Source organism: Delftia sp. Lp-1 (genome assembly GCF_020523835.1).
GTDB lineage: Bacteria > Pseudomonadota > Gammaproteobacteria > Burkholderiales > Burkholderiaceae_C > Comamonas > Comamonas acidovorans.
The window spans coordinates 115,767-137,300 of sequence record NZ_JAJALJ010000001.1 but is presented as its reverse complement, the minus strand read 5'-3'; the positions used below and the strand labels follow the sequence as shown (position 1 = coordinate 137,300).

Annotated in this window: 15 protein-coding genes; 10 read left to right on the top strand and 5 right to left on the bottom strand. The window is 67.8% G+C overall.

The window, feature by feature from the left end:
- The first annotated feature begins 69 nt into the window (after positions 1 to 69).
- The 5 genes from LGR64_RS00515 (at position 70) to LGR64_RS00495 (ending at position 9,242) form a co-directional block, all read left to right on the top strand.
- On the top strand, positions 70 to 2,607 hold the full coding sequence (locus LGR64_RS00515; protein WP_230354809.1) for a TonB-dependent siderophore receptor: 2,538 nt from the start codon (positions 70 to 72) through the stop codon (positions 2,605 to 2,607).
- Positions 2,608 to 2,744: 137 nt separating this feature from the next.
- Positions 2,745 to 3,260: a sigma-70 family RNA polymerase sigma factor gene (locus LGR64_RS00510; RefSeq protein ID WP_063328504.1), complete on the top strand. Its 516-nt coding sequence runs from the start codon at positions 2,745 to 2,747 to the stop codon at positions 3,258 to 3,260.
- On the top strand, positions 3,257 to 4,318 hold the full coding sequence (locus LGR64_RS00505) for a FecR domain-containing protein (protein WP_230354808.1): 1,062 nt from the start codon (positions 3,257 to 3,259) through the stop codon (positions 4,316 to 4,318). Before LGR64_RS00510 ends, LGR64_RS00505 begins: the two co-directional genes overlap by 4 nt.
- Positions 4,319 to 4,528: 210 nt before the next feature.
- The gene (locus tag LGR64_RS00500; RefSeq protein WP_230354807.1) at positions 4,529 to 6,952 is read left to right on the top strand and encodes a TonB-dependent siderophore receptor; all 2,424 of its coding nucleotides are present in this window, start codon (positions 4,529 to 4,531) and stop codon (positions 6,950 to 6,952) included.
- Between the two features lie 172 nt (positions 6,953 to 7,124).
- The gene (locus LGR64_RS00495; RefSeq protein ID WP_230354806.1) at positions 7,125 to 9,242 is read left to right on the top strand and encodes a TonB-dependent siderophore receptor; all 2,118 of its coding nucleotides are present in this window, start codon (positions 7,125 to 7,127) and stop codon (positions 9,240 to 9,242) included.
- A gap of 90 nt (positions 9,243 to 9,332) precedes the next feature.
- Here LGR64_RS00495 and LGR64_RS00490 read toward each other — a convergent pair whose 3' ends face one another.
- The gene (locus LGR64_RS00490; protein WP_230354805.1) at positions 9,333 to 10,379 is read right to left on the bottom strand and encodes a hypothetical protein; all 1,047 of its coding nucleotides are present in this window, start codon (positions 10,377 to 10,379) and stop codon (positions 9,333 to 9,335) included.
- A 261-nt stretch (positions 10,380 to 10,640) separates the two neighbouring features.
- Between LGR64_RS00490 and LGR64_RS00485 the strand changes: the two genes are divergently transcribed.
- A complete protein-coding gene (locus tag LGR64_RS00485) occupies positions 10,641 to 11,045 on the top strand; it encodes a hypothetical protein (RefSeq protein ID WP_162269883.1) in 405 nt (134 codons plus the stop codon).
- 95 nt (positions 11,046 to 11,140) lie between these two features.
- On the opposite strand, the gene glmS is transcribed toward LGR64_RS00485, so the two are convergent.
- Complete coding sequence (gene glmS / locus LGR64_RS00480) at positions 11,141 to 13,060, bottom strand: glutamine--fructose-6-phosphate transaminase (isomerizing) (RefSeq protein ID WP_230354804.1); 1,920 nt, start codon at positions 13,058 to 13,060, stop codon at positions 11,141 to 11,143.
- A gap of 137 nt (positions 13,061 to 13,197) precedes the next feature.
- On the opposite strand from glmS, the gene LGR64_RS00475 reads away from it, so the two are divergent.
- On the top strand, positions 13,198 to 13,713 hold the full coding sequence (locus tag LGR64_RS00475; protein WP_230354803.1) for an Lrp/AsnC family transcriptional regulator: 516 nt from the start codon (positions 13,198 to 13,200) through the stop codon (positions 13,711 to 13,713).
- 217 nt (positions 13,714 to 13,930) lie between these two features.
- Positions 13,931 to 15,091, top strand: a complete 1,161-nt coding sequence (locus LGR64_RS00470; protein WP_096914160.1) for a sensor domain-containing diguanylate cyclase — start codon at positions 13,931 to 13,933, stop codon at positions 15,089 to 15,091.
- A 25-nt stretch (positions 15,092 to 15,116) separates the two neighbouring features.
- On the opposite strand, the gene LGR64_RS00465 is transcribed toward LGR64_RS00470, so the two are convergent.
- Together LGR64_RS00465 and glmU are read right to left on the bottom strand one after the other, a co-directional pair.
- Positions 15,117 to 15,977: a sensor histidine kinase gene (locus tag LGR64_RS00465; protein ID WP_012207699.1), complete on the bottom strand. Its 861-nt coding sequence runs from the start codon at positions 15,975 to 15,977 to the stop codon at positions 15,117 to 15,119.
- Positions 15,978 to 16,071: 94 nt separating this feature from the next.
- Positions 16,072 to 17,502 carry a bifunctional UDP-N-acetylglucosamine diphosphorylase/glucosamine-1-phosphate N-acetyltransferase GlmU gene (gene glmU, locus LGR64_RS00460; protein ID WP_013800456.1) on the bottom strand — a complete coding sequence of 477 codons (1,431 nt, stop codon included), beginning with the start codon at positions 17,500 to 17,502 and terminating at the stop codon, positions 16,072 to 16,074.
- A gap of 104 nt (positions 17,503 to 17,606) precedes the next feature.
- On the opposite strand from glmU, the gene LGR64_RS00455 reads away from it, so the two are divergent.
- The gene (locus tag LGR64_RS00455; protein WP_012207701.1) at positions 17,607 to 18,581 is read left to right on the top strand and encodes a LysR substrate-binding domain-containing protein; all 975 of its coding nucleotides are present in this window, start codon (positions 17,607 to 17,609) and stop codon (positions 18,579 to 18,581) included.
- Between the two features lie 153 nt (positions 18,582 to 18,734).
- On the opposite strand, the gene tyrS is transcribed toward LGR64_RS00455, so the two are convergent.
- Positions 18,735 to 19,967, bottom strand: a complete 1,233-nt coding sequence (gene tyrS, locus LGR64_RS00450; RefSeq protein ID WP_012207702.1) for a tyrosine--tRNA ligase — start codon at positions 19,965 to 19,967, stop codon at positions 18,735 to 18,737.
- A gap of 167 nt (positions 19,968 to 20,134) precedes the next feature.
- Here tyrS and LGR64_RS00445 point away from each other — a divergent pair, with 167 nt between their 5' ends.
- Positions 20,135 to 21,529, top strand: a complete 1,395-nt coding sequence (locus LGR64_RS00445) for a peptidoglycan DD-metalloendopeptidase family protein (protein ID WP_012207703.1) — start codon at positions 20,135 to 20,137, stop codon at positions 21,527 to 21,529.
- Positions 21,530 to 21,534: the final 5 nt, after the last annotated feature.

Sequence of the window (21,534 nt, the reverse complement as noted above, 5' to 3'; positions counted from 1 at the left end):
GGTTTTTCACTCTCGCCTGTCAAGGGGTGTGAAAAGCACTTTCATCGACCGCCCAGAGGACAGAACACCATGCACTCCCCTTCTTCCATCGCCGGACCACGCGCCAGCCTGCGCGCCACCGCCTTGGCGGCCCTGGCCGTCAGCACCTCGCTGCTGCTGCACGCGCTGCCAGTCCAGGCGGCCGAGCCGGCCGCCAGCGCCGCTGCCCGGAGCTACCAGATCCAGCCGGGTCCGCTGGGCCCGGCGCTGATGGCCTTTGCCGCACAGGCAGGCGTGAACCTGGGCATGGACCTGCAGCAGCTCGGCGGCATGGAGACACGCGGCCTGTCCGGCACGTTCTCCGTGGAGGACGGCTTTGCGCAGCTGCTGAACACGTCAGGTTGGACAGCGCGCCGCGTGGGTGCGGGCAACTACGCGCTGGAGAAGATGCCTGCGGCGGCCCGCCAGGCGCCGTCCGCTGCAGCGGCCGTGCCCGCAGCGCCGGCCGCAGCCCCGGCCGCTGCCCAAGCCGCAGCAGAGGCCACGGAACTTGCCGCCATCACGGTGACCGCGCGCACGCAGAACAACCTGGTCGCGCCCTCGCGGCAGGTCACGATTCTGGAAGGCCAGGAGGTCGAGCAGCTGCGCCAGGGCTCGGACAGCCTGGCCACCATGCTCAGCAAGGTGGTTCCGGGCATGGCGGACTCCAGCCACACCATCACCGACTACGGCCAGACGCTGCGGGGCCGCAACATGCTGGTCCTGGTTGACGGCGTTCCGCTGAACACCAACCGCGATTCGTCCAGGAACCTGGCCAACATCAACCCGGCCGACATCGAGCAGATCGAGGTGCTGCGCGGCAGCAGCGCCATCTACGGCAGCGGTGCGGCGGGCGGCATTGTCTCCATCCGCACCAAGCGGCCCTCGGGCGAGACGCGGGCCGAGACCATCGTCACCGGCTCGGCTCCCCTGTCGCGCCTGCGCGGCGCGGGGCTGGGTGGCGAGGTGCAGCACTACCTGTCTGGCGGCGGCGAGGTGGTCGACTACTCGGTGAGCCTGGGCGCAAAGCACATGGGCGGTGCCTTTGACGCCAAGGGCAACCGCATTGCGCCCGAGCCCAGCCAGGGCGACCTGTTCGACTCCAACATCTACAACGCGTCGGCCAAGATCGGCTTCAAGCTTGACGCCGACCAGCGCCTGCAATTGACCGCCAGCCACTACAACGCGGCCCAGGATACGGACTACGCCTCCGACCCGTCGGTGGCGCGGCTGCCGGCCGGAACGGCGGCGGCCCGCCCCATCAAGGGCCTGGTGCTTGCCGACCAGAACCAGATCAAGAACACCATGCTGGGCCTGGACTACGAGAACCGGGACATCGCAGGCAGCACGCTGGCCGCCCAGCTCTACTACCGGGATTTCTTCACGCGGTTTGCGCCCTTCGACGCACGCGCCGTGCCGGTGCGGGGCGCCAATGTCGATCAGTCCATGCAGAACTCCGAGGTCTTTGGCGGGCGCCTGACACTGAAGACGCCGCTGGGCGCCAGCAAGAAAAGCCTGCTGATCTGGGGTGCGGACTTCCACCAGGAGCGCACCGACATGCCCATCGACATCTTCGACCCCAGGGCCTATGACGCCAGCGGCGGCCTGGTCTTCAACAAGACCGGCCGCCTGGTCTACATGCCCCCGGTCACCACGCGCAGCATCGGCGCCTTCGCCCAGCTGCAGCACCGGTTCAGCGACCAATGGTCGGCCGAAGGCGGCCTGCGCTACGACCGCGCCCAGGCCAGCTTCAACGACTTCACGCCGCTGTCGCAATCGCGGGTGCCCAACCCCCAGTCCGTGAATGGCGGCACCGTCCAGTACAACGCCTGGACCTACAACCTGGGCACGGTCTTCACGCCGGTGAAGGGCCAGGAGTTCTATGCCTCGTACAGCCAGGGCTTCGAGCTGCCGGACATCGGCGTGGTGGTGCGCAATGCCACGCCGGCCTTCAACCTGGGCAACTCCAACCTGCAGGCGGTCAAGACCAACACCTATGAAATGGGCTGGCGCGGCAAGTTCTCCAACGTGATGGCCAATCTCAGCGTCTTCCAGTCGCGCTCCAACCTGGGCGCCGTGCAAAGCTTCAACAATGGCCTGACCCTGCTGCGCACCCGGGAAAAGATCCACGGCATCGAAGGCGGCCTGGACTACTTCAGCGATGACGACCACTGGAGCGCGGGCGGCAGCTTCACCTGGATGAAGGGCCGCGAGCTGCCGCAGGCCGCCAGCGGCTACCAGGACATGACGGGCTTTCGCATCCCGCCGCTCAAGCTGACGGCCTATGTGGAGTACCGGCCCGATGCCCGCTGGAGCCACCGCCTGCAGGCAACCTCGTATGCCGCCAAGGACTACCGCCTGGACGGCAAGACCGGCTTTGGCCGCTATGACACGCGGGGCTACACCACGGTGGACCTGATCAGCCAGTGGAAGATCGACCCCAAGAACCGCGTGTCCCTGGGCGTGGAAAACCTGTTCAACCGCCAGTACTTCCCGCTCTACAGCCAGCTGCTGCGCAGCAACAACAACACCAGCCGCCTGCCAGCGGCCGGCACGGTGCTGAAGATCAGCTACGCGCACACCTGGTGACCCGCGGGCAGGCACCGATCGCCGGGGCCTGCCAATACCCACCCGTGCAGCCCGGACGACCCCCTGGTTAAAATGAGAACCAATCGCATTAAGTCATTGATATCAGGGGATTCATCTTTGCGGTTGTGGGGGTCAGCATGTCATCCGGGGAGTTCGCGCTGCACAACGAGGTCCAGTCGCTCTATCGTGACCATCACCGATGGCTGCGCGATTGGCTGCGCGGAAAACTGGGCTGTTCCCACCATGCCGCCGACCTGGCCCACGACACCTTCGTGCGCCTGCTCGGCCGCAAGGAGCGGGCGGACCCGGTGGACCCCCGCGCCTACCTGACCACCATCGCCCACGGCCTGGTGGTGGATTTCCACCGGCGCCGGGCGCTGGAGCGGGCCTATCTGGAATCGCTGGCCGCCCTGCCCGAGCCGCAGGCGCCTTCGCCCGAAGCACGCGCCATCGTGCTGGAGGCCCTGGTGGCCATCGACGCCATGCTCGACGGCATGAAGCCCGCCGTGCGCCAGGCCTTCATCCTCTCGCAGCTCGAAGGCCTGACCTATGCGCAGATCGCCGCCCGGCTGCAGGTGACCGTGCGCACCGTCAACAACTACATGCTCAAGGCGCTGGAGCACTGCTACCTCATCGTGGCAGACGGCGCATGACGGCCTTGCCCTCGAACAGCGACAGCGCCGTGGACGCGGCTGCACATTCGCCCACCCACACCACCACCCCAGCCCAGGCACAGGCCCGAATCCGCCAGGAAGCGATTGCCTGGTACGCGCGCCTGTGCTCCGGCGATGCCACCGACGCCGACCGTGCCGCCTGGCAGCGCTGGCATGAGGACCACCCCGAGCACCAGCGCGCATGGCGGCACTTCGACGCCCTGCAGTCCATGCTGCAGCGCGTGCCGGGCCACCTGGCCGCCTCCACGCTGCAGGCCAGCCGGCGCAGCCGCCGCCGGGTGCTGCGCGGCATCGGCGCGTTGGTGAGCAGCGGGGCCGTGGCGGGCCTGTCATGGCAGCTGGCCGGCGGGCAGGGCGGCGTGCGCTCCTGGCTGGCCGACTACCGCACCGGCACGGGCGAGCGCCGCACCGTCACGCTGGCCGACGGGTCCGAGCTGACGCTGAACACCCGGACCTCGGTGGACGTGTCCATGGACCCCACGCGCCGGCTGCTGGTGCTGCGCGAGGGCGAGATCCTGGTGCAGACCGCCCATTCCCTCGCCGGACCCGGCGCGGGCGCCAAGGATGGCCGCCCGTTCATGGTGCACACGCCGCAGGGCCGCATCCTGGCGCTGGGCACGCGATTCACCGTGCGCAGCGAGGGGGGCGAGGGCGGTGACACCGTGGTGAGCGTGCTGCAGGACGCCGTGGAAATCCAGCCCCTGCAGGACCCCAGCCGCAGCCTGCGGCTGCAGGCCGGCCAGCAGGCCAGCTTCAGCCGCAACGGCATGCTGCCCGCCCAGGCCGCCGACCCGGCCCTGGTCAGCTGGGTGGGCGGCAGCCTCATCGTGGATGGCTGGCGGCTGGACGACGTGGTGCGCGAACTCGCACGCTACCGGCCCGGCCGCCTGGCCTGCGACCCGGCCGTGGCCGGCCTGCGCGTGTCCGGCGTGTTTCCGCTGGCAGACACGGACAAGGCGCTGGCCGTCATCACCCGCGCCTTCCCGGTGCGCGCGGCCGGCCTGTCGCGCTACTGGCTGACCCTGGTGCCCGTCTAGGGCCAGCCCAGGGCGAGCCAGGGTGAGCCATTTCCCCATGCCGCACAAAAAACTTCGCGGCCCATTTTCATCTTTTGCGATCTCGTTCGGCTCCCTTCATGAAAGCCCTTGTCTCACCGCTGTTCATGGCCAGGAAACCCGAATGCAAACGCCCTTCACACCGACACCCGCCCGCGCGGCGCTGACCTGCCTGCTGGCTGCGGCGGTGGCATGTGCGGCCCCCGGCCACGCGGCCGAGCCCCTGGCGCAGACCCGCCAGGCCGCCAGGCCGCCAGGGCCTATGAGATCGGGGCCGGCCCGCTGGCCTCGGTGCTGGGCCAGTTTGCGGCGGCCGCAGGCGTGGCCCTGTCCTATGACCCGGCCAGCACGCGCCAGCGGCAGTCGGGCGGCCTGCGCGGCAGCTATACCGTGGGCGCGGGCTTTGCGGCCATCCTGGCGGGCTCCGGGCTGGAGGCCGTGGAAGGCGGCGCGGGTGAATTCATCGTGCGTAAGGCGGCCATGCCCGCAACGGCCGGCGCTGCAGCGGCCGACGCCACCGAGCTGCCCGCCGTGCGCGTCGTGGCCCGGGCGGCCCCTGCCCCGGTCGATGCCGACGAGCGCTACCAGCCCACGCCCGATGCCTCCAGCCTGCGCACCACGGCACCCGTGCTGGAGATCCCGCAGGTGGTCAACGTGGTGCCAGCCCAGGTGATCCGCGACCAGCGCCCGCGCAACCTGGACGAGGCGCTGGCCAATGTCAGCGGCGTCACCCAGGGCAACACCCTGGCCAGCACGCAGGACACCATCATGAAGCGCGGCTTCGGCACCAACCGCGACGGCTCCGTCATGCACAACGGCATGCCTCTGGTACAGGGGCGCGGCATGAACGCCGCCGCCGAGAGCGTGGAAGTGATCAAGGGCCCGTCCTCGCTGCTGTACGGCCTCATGGACCCGGGCGGCGTGATCAACGTGGTCAGCAAGAAGCCGCAGCTGCGCCAGCGCACGGCGCTGTCGCTGCAGGGTTCGGGCTACGCGGGCGGACGCAACGGCACGGGCGCCACGCTGGACACCACCGGCCCCATCGGTGAGAACGGTCTGGCCTACCGCCTGGTCGTCGACCATGTGGACGAGGACTACTGGCGCAACTTCGGCCAGCACCGCGAGACGCTGGTGGCGCCGTCGCTGGCTTGGTATGGCGACGACACGCAGGCCGTGCTCTGGTACGAGTACCGCAAGTACCTGACGCCCTTCGATCGCGGCACGGCGCTGGACCCGGTCACCCGGCGCCCGCTGGACCTTCCCGCCACGCGCCGGCTGGACGAGCCCTTCAACCAGATGATGGGCGAGACCCACCTGGCCCAGCTCTCCGTGGACCACCGCCTGGGCAGCGGCTGGGCCGCCCACCTGAACCTGAGCTACAACCGCGAGATCTACGACGCCAACCAGCTGCGCGTGAACGGCGTGAACACCGCGCGCGGCACCCTGCAGCGCAGCAACGACGCCACGCACGGCGCACTCAGCACCGACAGCTATGGCTCGGCCTATGTGGACGGCAGCGTGCAGCTGGCCGGCCTGCGCCATGACCTGCAGTTCGGCGCCGATGCCGAGTACCGGCTGATCTACCGCTCCGACCTGCTGCGCCAGGCCGTCACCTCCACCTTCAGCTACACCAACCCAGTCTATGGGCTGGAGCAGCCCTCGGCCACCGTCTCGGCCAGCGACAGCGACCAGAGGGACCAGCTGCACAACCAGTCGCTGTTCCTGCAGGACGCCATCCACCTGGGCGACCGCTGGGTGCTGACCACCGGCCTGCGCTACCAGACCTGGCGCCAGACCGCCGGCCGGGGCCGCCCGTTCAAGGCCAACACCCAGGCCGACGGCACGGCCTGGCTGCCGCGCGCCGGCCTGGTCTACCAACTGGCCAACGGCCTGTCGCTCTACGGCAATTACTCGCAATCACTCAGGCCCACCTCCACCATCGCGCCGCTGGCCAGCGGCACCGTGATCGACTCGGGCGTGGCGCCCGAGGAGGCCCGGTCCTGGGAAGCCGGCGCCAAGCTGGATCTGCCAGGGCAGCTCACCGGCACGCTGGCGCTGTTCGACATCCGCAAGAAGAACGTGCTGGTGTCCCAGTTCAACGACGCCACCAAGCTGACCGACTGGCGCACCTCGGGCGCGGCGCGATCGCGCGGGCTGGAGGTGGATGTGGCCGGCGAACTGGGCCGCCACTGGAGCGCCATCGCGGCCTTTGCCTATGTGGATGCCAAGACCACGCAGGACCCGCTCTACCAGGGCAACCAGCTGTGGAACGTGGCGCGGCAGACGGCCTCGCTGTCGGCCGTGTACGACTTCGGCCAGGTCCTGGGCGGTGTGCTGGGCAATGTGCTGGGCGAGGGCCGGCTGCGCGTGGGCGGCGGCCTGCAGTACGTGGGCAGGCGGCCCGGCGACTCGGCCAACTCCTTCTGGCTGCCAGGCTACACCGTGGCCCATGCCTTTGCCACGTATGACACGCGGATCAACGGCTACAGGACGCGCTTTCAGCTCAACGTGAAGAACCTGTTCGACCGCACCTACTACCCGTCGAGCGCCAACACCTACTTCATCTCGATGGGCGACGCGCGCCAGGTGCTGCTGCGCGCCACGGTCGAGTTCTGAGCAGCCGCCAGTCCCGCCCCCGGCCTTTCCTTTTTCTGTGTCTGTCCCGGCCCGCAGCCGCATGCGATGCCGCGCATCACGCATCACCTCCATGAACTTATCTCCGCCGCTTATCGCCTCGCCGAACGCCCCGCCAAACGCTTTTTTTTCCTCTATTGACTGGTCATTGCGCATGCCTTCCTCCTTCCACACCCTCCCCACCATTGCCGGCATGCCCCGTTCCTGCCTGTGCCTTGCCCTGGCTGCCATCCCCGTGATGGCCTTCTCCCAGGCCGCCGACGCACCGTCCACGCAACTGGAAACCGTGCAGATCCAGGCCGAGAAGCAGCAGAACAACGAAGACAACTTCGTCGCCCGCAAAACCACGGGCGTGCTGCGCTCCGATGCGCCGCTGTTCGAGACCGCGCAGTCCATCAGCGTGGTCACCCAGCGGCAGATCGAGGAAAAACAGGTCAGGTCCGTGGCCGAGGCGCTGGAGAGCGTGGCCGGTGTGGCGTCCGGCTCGTACGGCCGGCGCGGCTGGGATGACTTCATCATCCGCGGCCAGATCTCCAGCGCGCAAACCTATGTGGACGGCCTGCGGGCGCAGACCTCCACCAATGTGCTGCGCTCCGAGGACATCTTCGGAATCGGCTCCATCGAAGTGGTCAAGGGCCCCACCTCGGTGGGCTTCGGCCTGGCCCTGCCGGGCGGCCTGGTCAACCTGACCACCAAGCGCCCGCAGGCCGAGTCGTTCTCGCGCGCCGGCATCAGCGTGGGCAGCCATGGATTGAAGGAGGCCAACTTCGACCTGAACCACTCGCCCGACGGAAGCCGCAAGGGCGCCTTCCGCATCGTGGGCCGCGCATCCGACCAGAACGATCCCACGGACTATGTCTACTTCAAGAACCAGTACCTGGCGGGCTCGTACAACTTCGACCTGGACGGCAGGAACGAGCTGTCCGTCATCGCCAGCTACCAGCACCGCAACTACATCCGCAACCAGGGCATTCCGCAGAACTACGAAAAATACGGGCGCAATGTCTTCATCGGCGAACCCGACCGCAGCTACGAGGTGGACTCCTGCCGCCTGGGCGCCAACTACGCGCACTACTTCGACAACGAATGGGTGTTCCGCCAGAACTTCGCGCTCACCAAGGGCAGCAGCCTGAGCAACTCGGTCTTTGCGGCGGCCAATGCCAGGTTCCCCCTGGTGGCGCGCCAGATCAACTACCAGGACAAGCAGGACGTCAACATCGCCCTGGACAACTACCTGCAGCGCAACTTCAAGTTTGATCGCGTGAACTACGAGCTGACCGCCGGCATCGACATGATGCGAGAGCGCAGCGACTACTACCAGCGCGTGGACAACATCAACCCCTTCAACGCCGACAACCCGGTCTATGGTGTCACCTCCATCAAGGAGGGCAAGCCCTCCCACAACCTGACCTACAGCCAGTACGTGGGCCTGTACCTGCGCAACACCATCAAGATCGATGAGAAATGGATCGTCGGCCTGAACGGCCGCCATGACTGGACGCGCGTGGAAATCCAGGACAGGCTGGCCGGCGGCTCCGTCAGCAACAGCAACACCGCCTTCACGGGCAGCGCCTCGCTGATGTACCAGGCCAGCGAGTTCCTGGCACCCTACGTCAGCTACTCCACCTCCTTCATGCCCGTGACGGATGCCGGCATCAACGGCACGCTGCTCAATCCCGAAGAGGGCAAGCAGACCGAACTGGGCGTGAAATTCCAGGCCCTGGACCGGCGCGTGCAAGGCTATCTGGCGGTGTATGACCTGCGGCGCAAGAACGTCACCGAGAACGACGCCACCCTGGGCTACGCCGTCCAGACCGGCGAGCAGACCACCAAGGGCTTCGAAGCGGAAGTCGTCGCCTCGCTGACGCGGCAATGGAATGTCTCGGCCGCCTACAGCTACATCCCCTCGGCCCGGACCTCCCAAAGCCTGACGGCCAGCGAAATCGGCAAGCGCATCAACCATGTACCCAAGAACGCGGGCTCCGTCTTCACGCAGTACTACTTCAACCCCGACCGCCTGGGCTGGAACATGGGCGCAGGCCTGCGCATGCAAGGCGCCCGCACGGCGCAGCGCGGCACGGCCTTCGTCAACCTGGCCAAGTACACCCTGCTCGACCTCAACGTGGGCTATGAAGCGAAGTCATGGGGCCTGAGCCTGGCCATCAAGAACCTGCTGGACAAGGACTACGTCCAGGGCACCACGCCGAACGCGCAGCTGCTGAGCTTCGGCAGCCCGCGCACGCTGATGGTGAGTGCCAGGTTCAAGTACTGAGGCTGGCTGGCTCCTTCAAGCATGCGAGCCTTTCAGCCAAGGTGCGCAACCCGGCGCCGCCGACAGGCGGGCGCCGGCTGCGCCCCGGCTTCATGGCCCCTTGCGCAGCGAGATCGGCGTGCCCCAGACCGGGTCGGCCGCGCCCTGGCGGCCCAGCGTGGTGACCTGCATGGGCACCAGGCGTGCCATCAGCTTTTCCTGCTCGGCGTTGAGATTGGCGCGCGTGGCCAGATAGTTGCGCGTGAACTCCATGGGCGGCGGCAGTGTGTGGACGGTGAAGTCTTCCAGCGGGCATTCCACCTTCTCGGCCGCCACCTTGCGGCAGCCGGCCTGGCGGAACTGGTAGCTGGGCGTCCTCAGGTGCGAACGCTGGCTCAGCACCAGTTGGCCGCCCTCCAGCGTGAAGCTGGCCAGCGCCTGCCTGGGCGGCACGCGCACCTGGACCTTGAGTGCGGGAATGTCGCGCGAATCCGTGTCCTGGTAGTAGCCCGCCGCCATGCCCGGCGTGCTGTCGGTGACCATGCGCTCGCCCCAGGCCACGCAATTGCCCGAGGCGCGGTGCACCGTTGTGCAGTACTTCTCGATCCGGCTCTGCGAGTGCGTGCTGCCCTCCTTCCAGTTCATCTCGGTATAGAACTGGCGATAGGTTTCCGGCGACAACGTGGCCGTTCCAAGGGTGCCACGGCCTGAGCCGGTGGCCCCGGCCTTGGCGCCCAGCTGGTCAAGCTGGGCATTGAGCCGGTAGTCGTCACCCCCCGTCATCAGGTACTTGCCCGGCGGCAGCACATGGACCTCGAAGGCCTTGAACAGATAGGTGGTCTTGGGGTCGCGCTGCAGCGCGTTGTTCTGGAACTTGCGGCCAAACACGATCTCCGGCTTGTCCTCATGGGTCCAGACCACGTTGGGAGTCCACTTCGACATGCCATCGGCGTCGGCCAGCGACTTGTGCGGCGTCAGATCGGCCACCAGCACCACGGCCATGTTGGCTTTCAAGGCTTCGCTGATCACCCACAGCGTCTTCGCCTGCTCCGCTTCCTCCTTCTCGAGCGGCCCGCTGGAAGGCGGCGCGGCACACCCTGAGAATCCCAGGGCGAGCATCAGGGTCGGCAGAACGAAACAGGGGCGCTGCAGTGTCATCGTTGAAATCCTTGGGGGTTGATGCTGGAAAGGCGTCATTTTGCGGGGAGATCTTCGGCGGCCCCGGCCAGGGGCAGGCCCTCGACACGGAAAAGCCGCCCGAAGGCGGCCGGTTCCAGGGAGCGCTGCACCAGCGCTGGCTGCGATCAATCAGCGTTGCTGTGGCTGGCGCAAAGGCTGCCCTTGTTGGCGGACGTTCGCCTTGCACTGCATCTGGCTGTAGTTCCTGTCCGTGATGGGTTGCCCCATCTGCATGGGAACATGGACCGGATGCTGCGGGCCTCTCGTGGGAAGAAGCTGTTTCATGGTTCCATCCTCACGTCAAACGGAACGCCGCCCAGCCCGTCAGCGGGGCTGATTGGGCTGCTGCTGGCCTGGCTGGTTCTGGCCAGGTTGCTTGTGCTGGGGGTTGTCCTGCTGCTGCTGTCCCGGTTTTTGCTGGTTCGGGTTCTGCTGCTGCGGGTTGTTTTGCTGCTGCTGTTGCTGGTCGTTTTGCTGAGCCATGGGTATCTCCTTCACATGGTGGTCAAAGAGGCGCGTCAAACGAAGCGCCCGACTGCAGCGCAGATATGCACTGCGCTGGTAACCAGTGTGGGACCAGACATGCGGCTCAGCCGTAGGACCGGCCAGAGCGTGCGCAGCCCCATGTTGCGACACCGCAGGTAGGCCAGCCGCCGAGTGTCCGACGGACATTTCGCACAGGGGCAACGAAGGACCAGGGCAGGTCAAGACCTGCGCCCTGCTGCCCCCGGCCCTCTGCCTCACTCCACCGTCACGCTCTTTGCCAGATTGCGCGGCTTGTCCACGTCAGTGCCGCGTGCGCAGGCCGTGTGGTAGGCCAGCAGCTGCAGCGGGACCACGTGCAGGATGGGGCTCAGGGCGCCGTAGTTCTCGGGCATGCGGATGACGTGCATGCCTTCGCTGCTTTCGATGTTGGTCTTGGCATCGGCCAGCACATAGAGCACGCCGCCGCGCGCGCGCACTTCCTGCATGTTGCTCTTGAGCTTTTCCAGCAGCTCGTCGTTGGGCGCGACCGTGACCACGGGCATGGCGCTGTCCACCAGGGCCAGCGGGCCGTGCTTGAGCTCGCCCGCCGGATAGGCCTCGGCGTGGATGTAGCTGATTTCCTTGAGCTTGAGCGCGCCTTCCAGCGCAATCGGGTAGTGGATACCACGGCCCAGGAAGAGCGCGTTCTCGCGCTTGGCAAAGTCCTCGGACCAGCTGATGACCTGGGGCTCCAGCGCCAGCACCGATTGCAGGGCCACGGGCAGGTGGCGCATGGCGGCCAGGTACTGCTGCTCCTTTTCCTCGCTCAGCCGCCCTTGCGACTGCGCCAGGGCCAGGGTCAGCAGGAACAGGCCTGCCAGCTGGGTGGTGAAGGCCTTGGTGGAGGCCACGCCGATCTCCACCCCGGCGCGCGTGATGTAGGCCAGCTCGCATTCGCGCACCATGGCACTGGTGGCCACGTTGCAGACAGTCAGCGTGTGCTTCATGCCCAGGTTCTGGGCATGGCGCAGCGCGGCCAGGGTGTCGGCGGTCTCGCCCGACTGGCTGATGGTGACGACCAGGGTCTTGGGATGGGGAACGCTGGTGCGGTAGCGGTACTCGCTGGCCACTTCCACGCTGCAGGGCAGGCCGGCCAGCGCTTCGATCCAGTACTTGGCCGTGCAGCCGCTGTAGTAGCTGGTGCCGCAGGCCAGGATGAGCACGCGGTCGATTTCCTTGAACACGCGCCAGGCCGAGGCCCCGGACTTGCCGTCCGAGGCCACGCCGTCGAACAGCTCGGGCACGATGGCCTGCACGCCTTCCAGCGTGTCGGCAATGGCGCGCGGCTGCTCGAAGATTTCCTTTTGCATGTAGTGGCGGTAGGGACCCAGCTCGGCCGCGCCGCTGTGGGCGTGCACGGTGCGCACGGGGCGCTGCTCGGGCGCCAGGCGCTCGCCGCCCTTGCCCACCAGCCAGTAGCGGCCGGGCTGCAGGTCAACGATGTCGCCCTCTTCCAGGTAGACGATCTGGTCGGTCACGCCGGCCAGGGCCATGGCGTCGCTGGCCAGGAAGTGTTCGGAGCCATCCTGGCCCACGCCCAGGATCAGCGGCGAGCCGGCGCGCGAGCCCACCACGCGCTGAGGTTCATCCTTGTGCATGACAGCGATGGCAAAGGCGCCATGCAGGCGCTGCGTGGCGGCCTGCACGGCCTCGAACAGGTCGCCGCCGTAGAGGCTGTCCACCAGGTGGGCGATGACCTCGGTATCGGTCTGGCTGGCGAAGACATAGCCCTTGGACTGCAGCTCGGCGCGCAGGGCTTCGTAGTTTTCGATGATGCCGTTGTGCACCAGGGCCACGCGGGCCGGCTGGTCGGCATCGGCCACGGGCGAGACGCCGGGGCCGTGGCTGAAATGCGGATGGGCGTTGCGCACGGCCGGCTCGCCATGCGTGGCCCAGCGGGTATGGGCAATGCCGGTGTGGCCGATGACCTTGTCCTGCTGCACCTGGGCCATGAGTTCGGCCACGCGCGCCGTGGAACGGGCGCGCTGCAGGCCCTGGCTGTGCACGCCCTGGGCGTCCAGCGCCTGCACGGCCACGCCGCAGGAGTCATAGCCGCGATATTCCAGGCGCTGCAGGCCCTGGACGAGAACGGGGACGATATCGCGGAAGGAAACCGCTGCGACGATGCCACACATGGACAAGCTCCTTGTTTCGAGATGACGACGGATGCTACGCAGGTTGAAAAGAAATTTCTCGCCAAATTTCTTTGTCTATTGAACTAATATTTCATCAAAACCAGCACAAGAAATATTATTTCAATTCATAGAATTCAATGACACAAAATTCCATAGAACTGGACGCCACGGATTTGCGGTTGCTGCAATTGCTGCAGGTCGATGCCAGCCGCAGCAACCAGGCCCTGGCCGCGCTGCTGCAGCTGTCGCCGCCCACCTGCCTGCGCCGCGTGCGACGGTTGCAGGAGACCGGGCTGATCGAGCGGCAGGTGGCCATCCTCCAGCCGGAACGCCTGGCCGCCGCCCTGGGCCACGGGCTGCAGGCCATCGTGGAAGTCTCGCTGGACCGCCAGGACAGTGATTCGCTGGACAGCTTCGAGCGCCGCGCCGTGGCGCTGGACGCCGTGCAGCAGTGCTGGCGCGTGTCGGCCGGGCCTGATTTCATCCTCGTGGTGGCCGCGCCCGACATGCCCGCCTACCTGGAGTTGAGCCGCGCGCTATTCACGGGCGACGCCAACGTGCGCAATGTCAAGAGTTTTTTCAGCGTCAAGCGCGCCAAGTTTTCCACCGCCATGCCGCTGCCGCCCACAAATCCAGGAACAGCCGCCGAATGAGGCCAGGAGCCTTGATTTTGTGAGTATTTGTGCTCATCAGGAAGCTACGCTGCAACGGGCCCGCGTAGGACAAGAGGCCTGCAATGTGTCCCGAACGCCAACTTTGGGCAACGTTAAACTTTAAGGCGTTGCGCACGCACGGGGACAATGATACAAATTGATGCAACAACACTTTCTGACGCGCTAGGCAATCGGCGCGCACTCGGCTCGCACCGCCATGTCCTTGCGCCAGCGCATCCATCGCCGAACCTACCCCTTGCGCGTCTCCAGCATGGCATTGGGCGGCCTCGTCGTGGGCACGGCCATGACGGAGATGGGCGCCAGCCCGGCGGTCTGGGGCTTTGTGCTGGTGAGCGCCCTGGTCTGGCCGCACATCGCCTTTTTGCACGCCCGCCACAGCCGTGACAGCCACCGCGCCGAACACGCCAATCTGCAGATAGACGCGCTGATCATCGGCAGCTGGATTCCCGTGATGCATTTCTGCGCATTGCCCAGCATTGCGCTGCTGGCCATCAGCATTGCCGACCGCAACCACACGGCCACGCGCGACGGCTGGCTGCAATCGCTGGTGGCCACCTTGCTGGCCGCCGCGCTGGTGGCCCTGCTGCTGCGGCCCGTGCCCGACTGGGAGGCCAGCCTGGCCGTGCAGCTGAGCATGCTGCCCCTGCTCCTGCTGCACAGCGTGTTCTCCAGCTGGTCCACGCGCCAGCTGGTGCGCAAGCTGGCGCGCCAGAACGTGAAGCTGCAGGTGCTCAGCCGCATCGACCCGCTGACCACGCTGTACAGCCGGGACTACTGGTGGCAAAAGGCCCGCGCCGCGCTGCGCGACTACCGGCAGACGCAGGCCTCGGCCTGCCTGCTGATCGTGGACATAGACCACTTCAAGCGCATCAACGACAGCTTTGGCCACACCGTGGGCGACGAGGTGCTGCAGGCCATAGGCCTGACCATCCGGCACTGCCTGCGCTCGCACGACGCGGCGGGCCGCTATGGCGGTGACGAATTCGCCGTGCTGTGCATGCACACCCAGCTGGACGACGCCTATGCGGTGGCGCTGCGCATACGCAACCAGTTGAGCCAGCTGCGCGTGCGCGAGCATCCCCAGCTGCGCGTGAGCGCCAGCATTGGCGTGGCGGCGGCTGACCCGAGCTTTCTGTCGGTCAAGGACTGGATCAATGCGGCCGACAGCGCGCTCTACAGCGCCAAGGATGCCGGGCGCGACCAGGTGATTCCCGCCGCGCCGCTGATGGCCGGCAGCGCGCCTGCCCGAGCGGGAACAGGCTCGGACACAGACCCCGATACAGGCTCCGACACGGGCCCGGACACCAGAGACTCCCGCCCCACGCACCAGCCCGAGCCGGACGACACGCTGATCTGAGGGCAGGCGCCAGCGGCAGGCGGTCTCAGAGCCCGCGATCGGCGCGCCGCACTTCGCCGCCGGGCCAGTTCAGGCAAACGCAGCAGCCGCCCGCGGGCGTGGCGCGGATGGTGGCCTCGCCGCCGTGGCGGCGCATGACGCCACGCACCAGGGCCAGGCCCGTGCCCAGGCCGGGGAACTCGGATTCGCGGTGCATGCGCTGGAAGATGCCGAACAGCGCTCCCGCACGCGAGGGATCGAACCCCACGCCGTTGTCCGTCACGCTGAGCGTGATGCCGCCGTCGGCATGGCGCTCCACATCGATGGCAATGCGCGGCTGGTCCACGGGCCGGGTGAACTTGACGGCGTTGTCCAGCAGTGCCTCCAGCACCTGGCGCAGCAGGGCCGCGTCGGCACGCACGGCGGGACTTTGCTGCGGCAGGCTCCATTGCAGCCGCGCCGCCGCGCCGCAGGCCGCCCAGCGCGGCTGCGCCAGCACCGCCGTGCGCGCCTGCTCCAGCAGCTCCTGCAAGGCGACGGGCTGCCACTGCATGGGCGTGCGCGCGGCGCGCGACAGGGCCAGCAGGCCGTCGAGCATGCCGCCCATGCGGCGCGCCGACTGGTCCATGGTCTGCAGGAAGCCGCGCGCCTCCTGCAGCTCCTGCGGCGAAGGCGCAGCCTGCGACAGCAGCTCATCGACCAGGGGGCCGAAGGACAGCACATGGCGCAGCGGCGCGCGCAGATCGTGCGACACCGCATGCAGCCATTCCTGCTGCGCGGCGCGCAGGGCCTGCAGTTCCTGCTCGCGCTGGGCCAGGCGCTCCAGCGCATCCTGCAACGTGCGGGGAGGGCCCTGCAGGTCGGCGGCGGGGTCGGGGGGCGGATGGGGTGCGAAAGGTTCCGTCATGGCATGGACAGGGTCAGGAGATTCGGCAAATCGGCGTACCCCGTACGGGACCCGCCGGCGATGCGGGCCCTCGAGCCCACGTGTCTCGGAAGTCTCAGGACTTGGGCAGTTTGACTGGGCGCTTCCAGCTGGTGATGCTCACCTGCCTGCCCCGCGATACCGTGAGCACGCCGGGCTCGGTGCTCTTGGTGACCGTGGAGCCGCCGCCCACCGTGCCACCCGCGCCAATGGTCACGGGCGCCACCAGCACGCAGTTGCTGCCGATGTGCACGTCGGCCTCGATCACCGTGCGGTGCTTGTTCACGCCGTCGTAGTTGGCCGTGATGGAGCCGGCGCCGTAGTTGACGCGCTCGCCCACCGTGGCATCGCCCAGGTAGGCCAGGTGGTTGGCCTTGGCACCATCGGCCAGCACGGAGTTCTTGACCTCGACGAAGTTGCCTATGTGCACTTCGCGGCCCAGTTGCGCACCGGGGCGCAGGCGCGCAAACGGGCCGACCAGGGCGCCCTCGCCCACGCTGACGCCGGCCTTCTCGCCATCGACATGCGTGTACGGATGGATGACGGCGCCCGCCGCAATCGTGGCGTTGGCAATGCTGCAATAGGCGCCGATGCGCGCACCTTCGCCAATCTCCACATGGCCGCTGAAGATGCAGCCCACGTCGATCTCCACATCCTGCCCGCAGGCCAGGCGTGCCGCGCGGCCCGTGCGCGGGTCGTCGCGCAGGTCAAAGCGCGCGGGGTCGGCCAGGCGCACGCCCTGCTCCATCAGCGCACGGGCCTGGGCGCCCTGGTGGGCGCGCTCCAGCTCGGCCAGTTGCAGCGGGCTGTTGACGCCCGCCACCTGCACCGGGTCGGCAATGCAGTGCGCGACCACGGGCACGCCGTCGGCCACGGCCATGGCGACCACGTCGGTCAGGTAGTACTCGCCCTGGGCGTTGTCATTGGTCAGGCGGGCCAGCCAGCCGGCCAGGTGGCGGGCCGGCACGGCCATGATGCCGCTGTAGATTTCCTGGATGGCGCGCTGGGCGTCATTGGCATCCTTTTGCTCGACGATGCGCTGCACCGTGCCGTCTTCGCCGCGCACGATGCGGCCGTAGCCTGTGGGATCGGGCAGGCGCACGGTCAGCAGCGCCAGCCGCTGGCCATCGGCCGCATCGACCAGGGCGCGCAGCGTGTCGGCCTGCGTCAGCGGCACATCGCCCGAGAGCACGATGACCATGCCGTCGCCCGCCAGCGCGGGCACGGCCTGCTGCACCGCGTGGCCCGTGCCCAGCTGCGGCTCCTGGCGCACGAACTTCAGCGCCATGGAGCCGCCCTGGCAGGCCGCCGCCATGGCGGGCTCCACCTGGTCCGCGCCGTGGCCCGTGACCACCACGGCCGAGCGCGCATCCAGCTGCGCCGCCGTGGACAGCACATGGCCCAGCAACGGGCGCCCCGCCAGGCGCTGCAGGACTTTGGGAAGGCGGCTTTTCATGCGCGTGCCCTTGCCCGCGGCCATGATGACGAGATCCAGAGGTGCTGTCATAGGTGATTCATCCAAAACGCCAGAACCTGTGCCGGCAACGCCGCCGATTATCTGCCCGCCAAGGGCTGCGGCCGGTCACACGATTGACGTATGCTGGCGGCGCCATGCCCCATGCCACCACTGCACCCGTTCCCCTGCTGCGCACACGCGCCATCGGAGCCGGCCATCTGCGTGCCTTCCTGGCCGTGGCCCGGCACCTGAATTTCCGCGCGGCCGCCGACGAGCTGTCGCTGACGCAGTCGGCCGTGAGCCGCCAGATCCAGTCGCTGGAGGATGAAGTCGGCGTGCCGCTGTTCCTGCGCCACACGCGCGCCGTGGAGCTGACGGGGGCCGGGGCCCAGCTGCTGCGCTCGGTGGCGCCCGCGCTGGAGCAGATCGACGCCTCGGTGCGCCAGATCCGCCAGACCGTGGGCCGCAAGAGCGTGGCCATCACCACCTGGGCCAGCTTTGCCGCCATGTGGCTGATCCCGCGCCTGGAGTCCTTCCAGCGCGCCTGGCCCGATATCGACATCCGCATCGACACCAGCGACACCGTGATGGACCTGGACACCACCGACGTGGACCTGGCCCTGCGCTACGGCCGCGCGGGCGATGGCTGGCCCCAGGCACAGCGCCTGTTCGGCGAGCAGCTGGCCGTGGTGGCCAGCCCGCGCCTGCTGGCCGGCGGCCCGCCGCTCAGGACGCCAGCCGATGCCGCGCGCTACACGCTGATCGAGACCGGCGACGCCCACCGCATGCCCCAGCTGGAGTGGCTGGGCTGGCAGCGCTGGTTCGGCGTGCAGGGCTGCGACCAGCTGCAGCCGCCGCGCTGGCTGTACTTCAACTACGCCCACCAGATCGTGCAGGCCGCACTGGCCGGCCAGGGCCTGGCGATTGCGCGGCTGCCGCTGGTGGCCGATGCGCTGGCGGCTGGCGACCTGGTCGAGGTGCTGCCCGCACACCGGCTGGAATCGCCGCTGGCCTACTGGCTGATCGTGGGCCCGCGCAGCGCCGCGCGTCCCGAGGTGGCCGCCTTCTGCCGGTGGCTGCAGGAGCAGGCCGAGGTCACGCGCGAAACCGTCGAATCGCCCCCGGCTTGAAAAATGTCCCCCCACGCTCCCCTTGCTGCGCAAGGTCCGCTGCCCCCCGAGGGGGCCGTTTTCATCTTGGGGCGGCCCGGCGATGAAAAAAGGACGCGGGCATGCCGGCGTCCTTCATTCCTGTGCAGCCGGGCGCATGGCCCGGCGCGGTCATCAGCCCAGCGTCACGCGCGCAAACTTGCGCTTGCCCACTTGCACCACATAGGTGCCGGCTTCGAGCTTGAGGCCCCGGTCGCTGATGGCCGTGCCATCCACGCGCACGCCGCCGCCGTCGATCAGGCGGTTGGCCTCGCTGGTCGATGGCGCCAGGTTGGCCTGCTTGAGCAGGGCACCGATGCCCAGCGGCGCACCCGACAGGCTGACCTCGTCGATCTGGTCGGGAATGCCGCCCTTGCTGCGGTTGTTGAAATCCTGCTCGGCCGCATCGGCCAGCGCCGCGCTGTGAAAGCGCGCCGTGATTTCCTTGGCCAGCAGCACCTTGGCGTCCTTGGGATTGCGCCCGCCTTCCACCTCGGCCTTGAGCGCGGCGATCTCGGCCAGGCTCTTGAACGACAGCAGGGTGTACCAGTTCCACATCAGCGTGTCCGAGATGCTCAGCACCTTGGCGAACATGGTGTTGGCGTCCTCGGTGATGCCGATGTAGTTGTTCTTGGACTTGGACATCTTGTGCTCGCCGTCCAGGCCCACCAGCAGCGGCATGGTGAGCACGCACTGCGTGTCCTGCCCGTATTCCTGCTGCAGATGGCGGCCCATGAGCAGGTTGAACTTCTGGTCCGTGCCGCCCATCTCCAGGTCGGCGCGCAGCGCCACCGAGTCATAGCCCTGCAGCAGCGGGTAGAGGAACTCGTGCAGGCTGATGGAGCTGCCGTCGGTGAAGCGCTGGTGGAAGTCGTTGCGCTCCATCATGCGGGCCACCGTGTACTTGGCCGACAGCTCGATCATGCCCCGCGCGCCCAGCTTGTCGCACCACTCGCTGTTGTAGCGCACCTCGGTGCGGGCGGGGTCCAGCACCTTGGCGGCCTGGGTGTAGTAGGTCTCGGCGTTGACCTTGATCTGCTCGGCCGTCAGCGGCGGGCGCGTGCTGTTGCGGCCCGAAGGATCGCCGATCAGGGTGGTGAAGTCGCCGATCAGGAAGATCACCTGGTGGCCCAGGTCCTGCAGCTGGCGCATCTTGTTGAGCACCACGGTGTGGCCCAGATGGATGTCGGGCGCCGTCGGGTCCAGGCCCAGCTTGATGCGCAGCGGCACGCCGGTGGCCTCGGAACGGGCCAGCTTTTGCACCCAGTCCGCCTGGGGCAGCAGCTCATCCACGCCGCGCAGGGTGGTTTCAAGCGCTTGGCTTACACCGTCGGTGACCGGGTATGTTGTAACAGCAGATTGATTCATAAGGGTTTTTCGCCAGGCCGCGTAGGACTGCGTCGGTATACTCCGGGGATTTTCCCGCTGCGGCGAATTCTAGACGCCCGCCTATCCGCACCGCAGAGCGCGGACTTGTTGCCCGTCTGGAGAGCGTATCCCGCCGCTGCGATGCTGTCCGGCCCCCGCAGGGCCGGATGCGCGCAACCCAAGGATCTGATGTTGTGAAATATGGCTTGAACCATGCCAGCGGTGCTCTTGTTGCGCGGCTGACCTCCGTGATCCAGCAACACCCCAAGCGTGTCACCGCAGCACTGGCAGCCATCTTGCTCACGGGCGGCGGCGGCGCCTTCGCCGTGGCCAACCTGGGACCCGATCCGGCCGACCTGCCGGTGCGCATGCTCTCCACGCCCGTGGAATCGCTGGCCGAAGGCCAGACCCTGGCCGAGCTGACCGACAGCGTGCAGGGCATGTCCCTGTACCGTTCCGAATACACGCGCGGCAGCGACACGGCCGAAACCCTGCTCCAGCGCCTGGGCGTGGCCGATCCGGCCGCCGCCGCCTTCATGCGCGGCAACGACCAGGTTCGCCAGCATGTGCTGGGCCGCGCCGGCCGACTGGTGACGGCCGAGACCACGCCTGACCACCAGCTGTCGCAGCTGACCGTGCGCTGGGCGCCCGACGAGGACGGCAGCTTCCGCCGCCTCGTGGTCGAGCGCAAGAACAATGAACTGAGCACCCGCATCGAGACGGGCAAGCTGACGGCCTCGCCCCGCCTGGCCGGCGGCATCATCCGCAGCTCGCTGTTCGCCGCCACCGACGCGGCCTCCATCCCCGATGCCGTGGCCATGCAGATGGCCGACATCTTCCAGGGCGACGTGGACTTCCGCCGCAGCCTGCGCAAGGGCGACCGCTTCTCCGTGGTCTACGAATCGCTGGAAGCCGATGGCGAGCCGCTGCGCGCAGGCCGCGTGCTCAGCGCCGAATTCCACAACAACGGCAAGGTCGTGCAGGCGCTGTGGTTCCAGGACGAAGGCAAGGCCAAGGGCGACTACTACACCATGGACGGCAAGAGCCGCCGCCAGGCCTACCTGACCTCGCCCGTGGAGTTCTCGCGCATCAGCAGCGGCTTTGCCATGCGCATGCACCCCATCCACAAGACCTGGCGCGCCCACCTGGGCACGGACTTCGCCGCTGCCACGGGCACCAAGGTGCGTACCGTGGGCGACGGCACCGTCTCCTTCGCGGGCGTGCAGAACGGCTATGGCAACGTGATCTTCGTGGACCACGCCAACAACCACACCACGGTCTACGCCCACCTGAGCCACATCGGCGTCACGCGCGGCCAGCGCGTGGAGCAGGGCGACATCATCGGCAACGTGGGCTCCACGGGCTGGGCCACCGGCCCGCACCTGCACTTCGAGTTCCGCGTCAACGGCGAGCACCGCGATCCCATGACCATCGTCCAGGCCACCGATGCCGCCCGCCCCGTCTCCAAGGCCGGCCGCGCCGCCTTCGACAAGATGGCCGCGCAGATGCGCATCGAGCTGCAGGCATCGAACGAAGCACTGGCCCTGGCCAGCGAACGCTGAGCCAC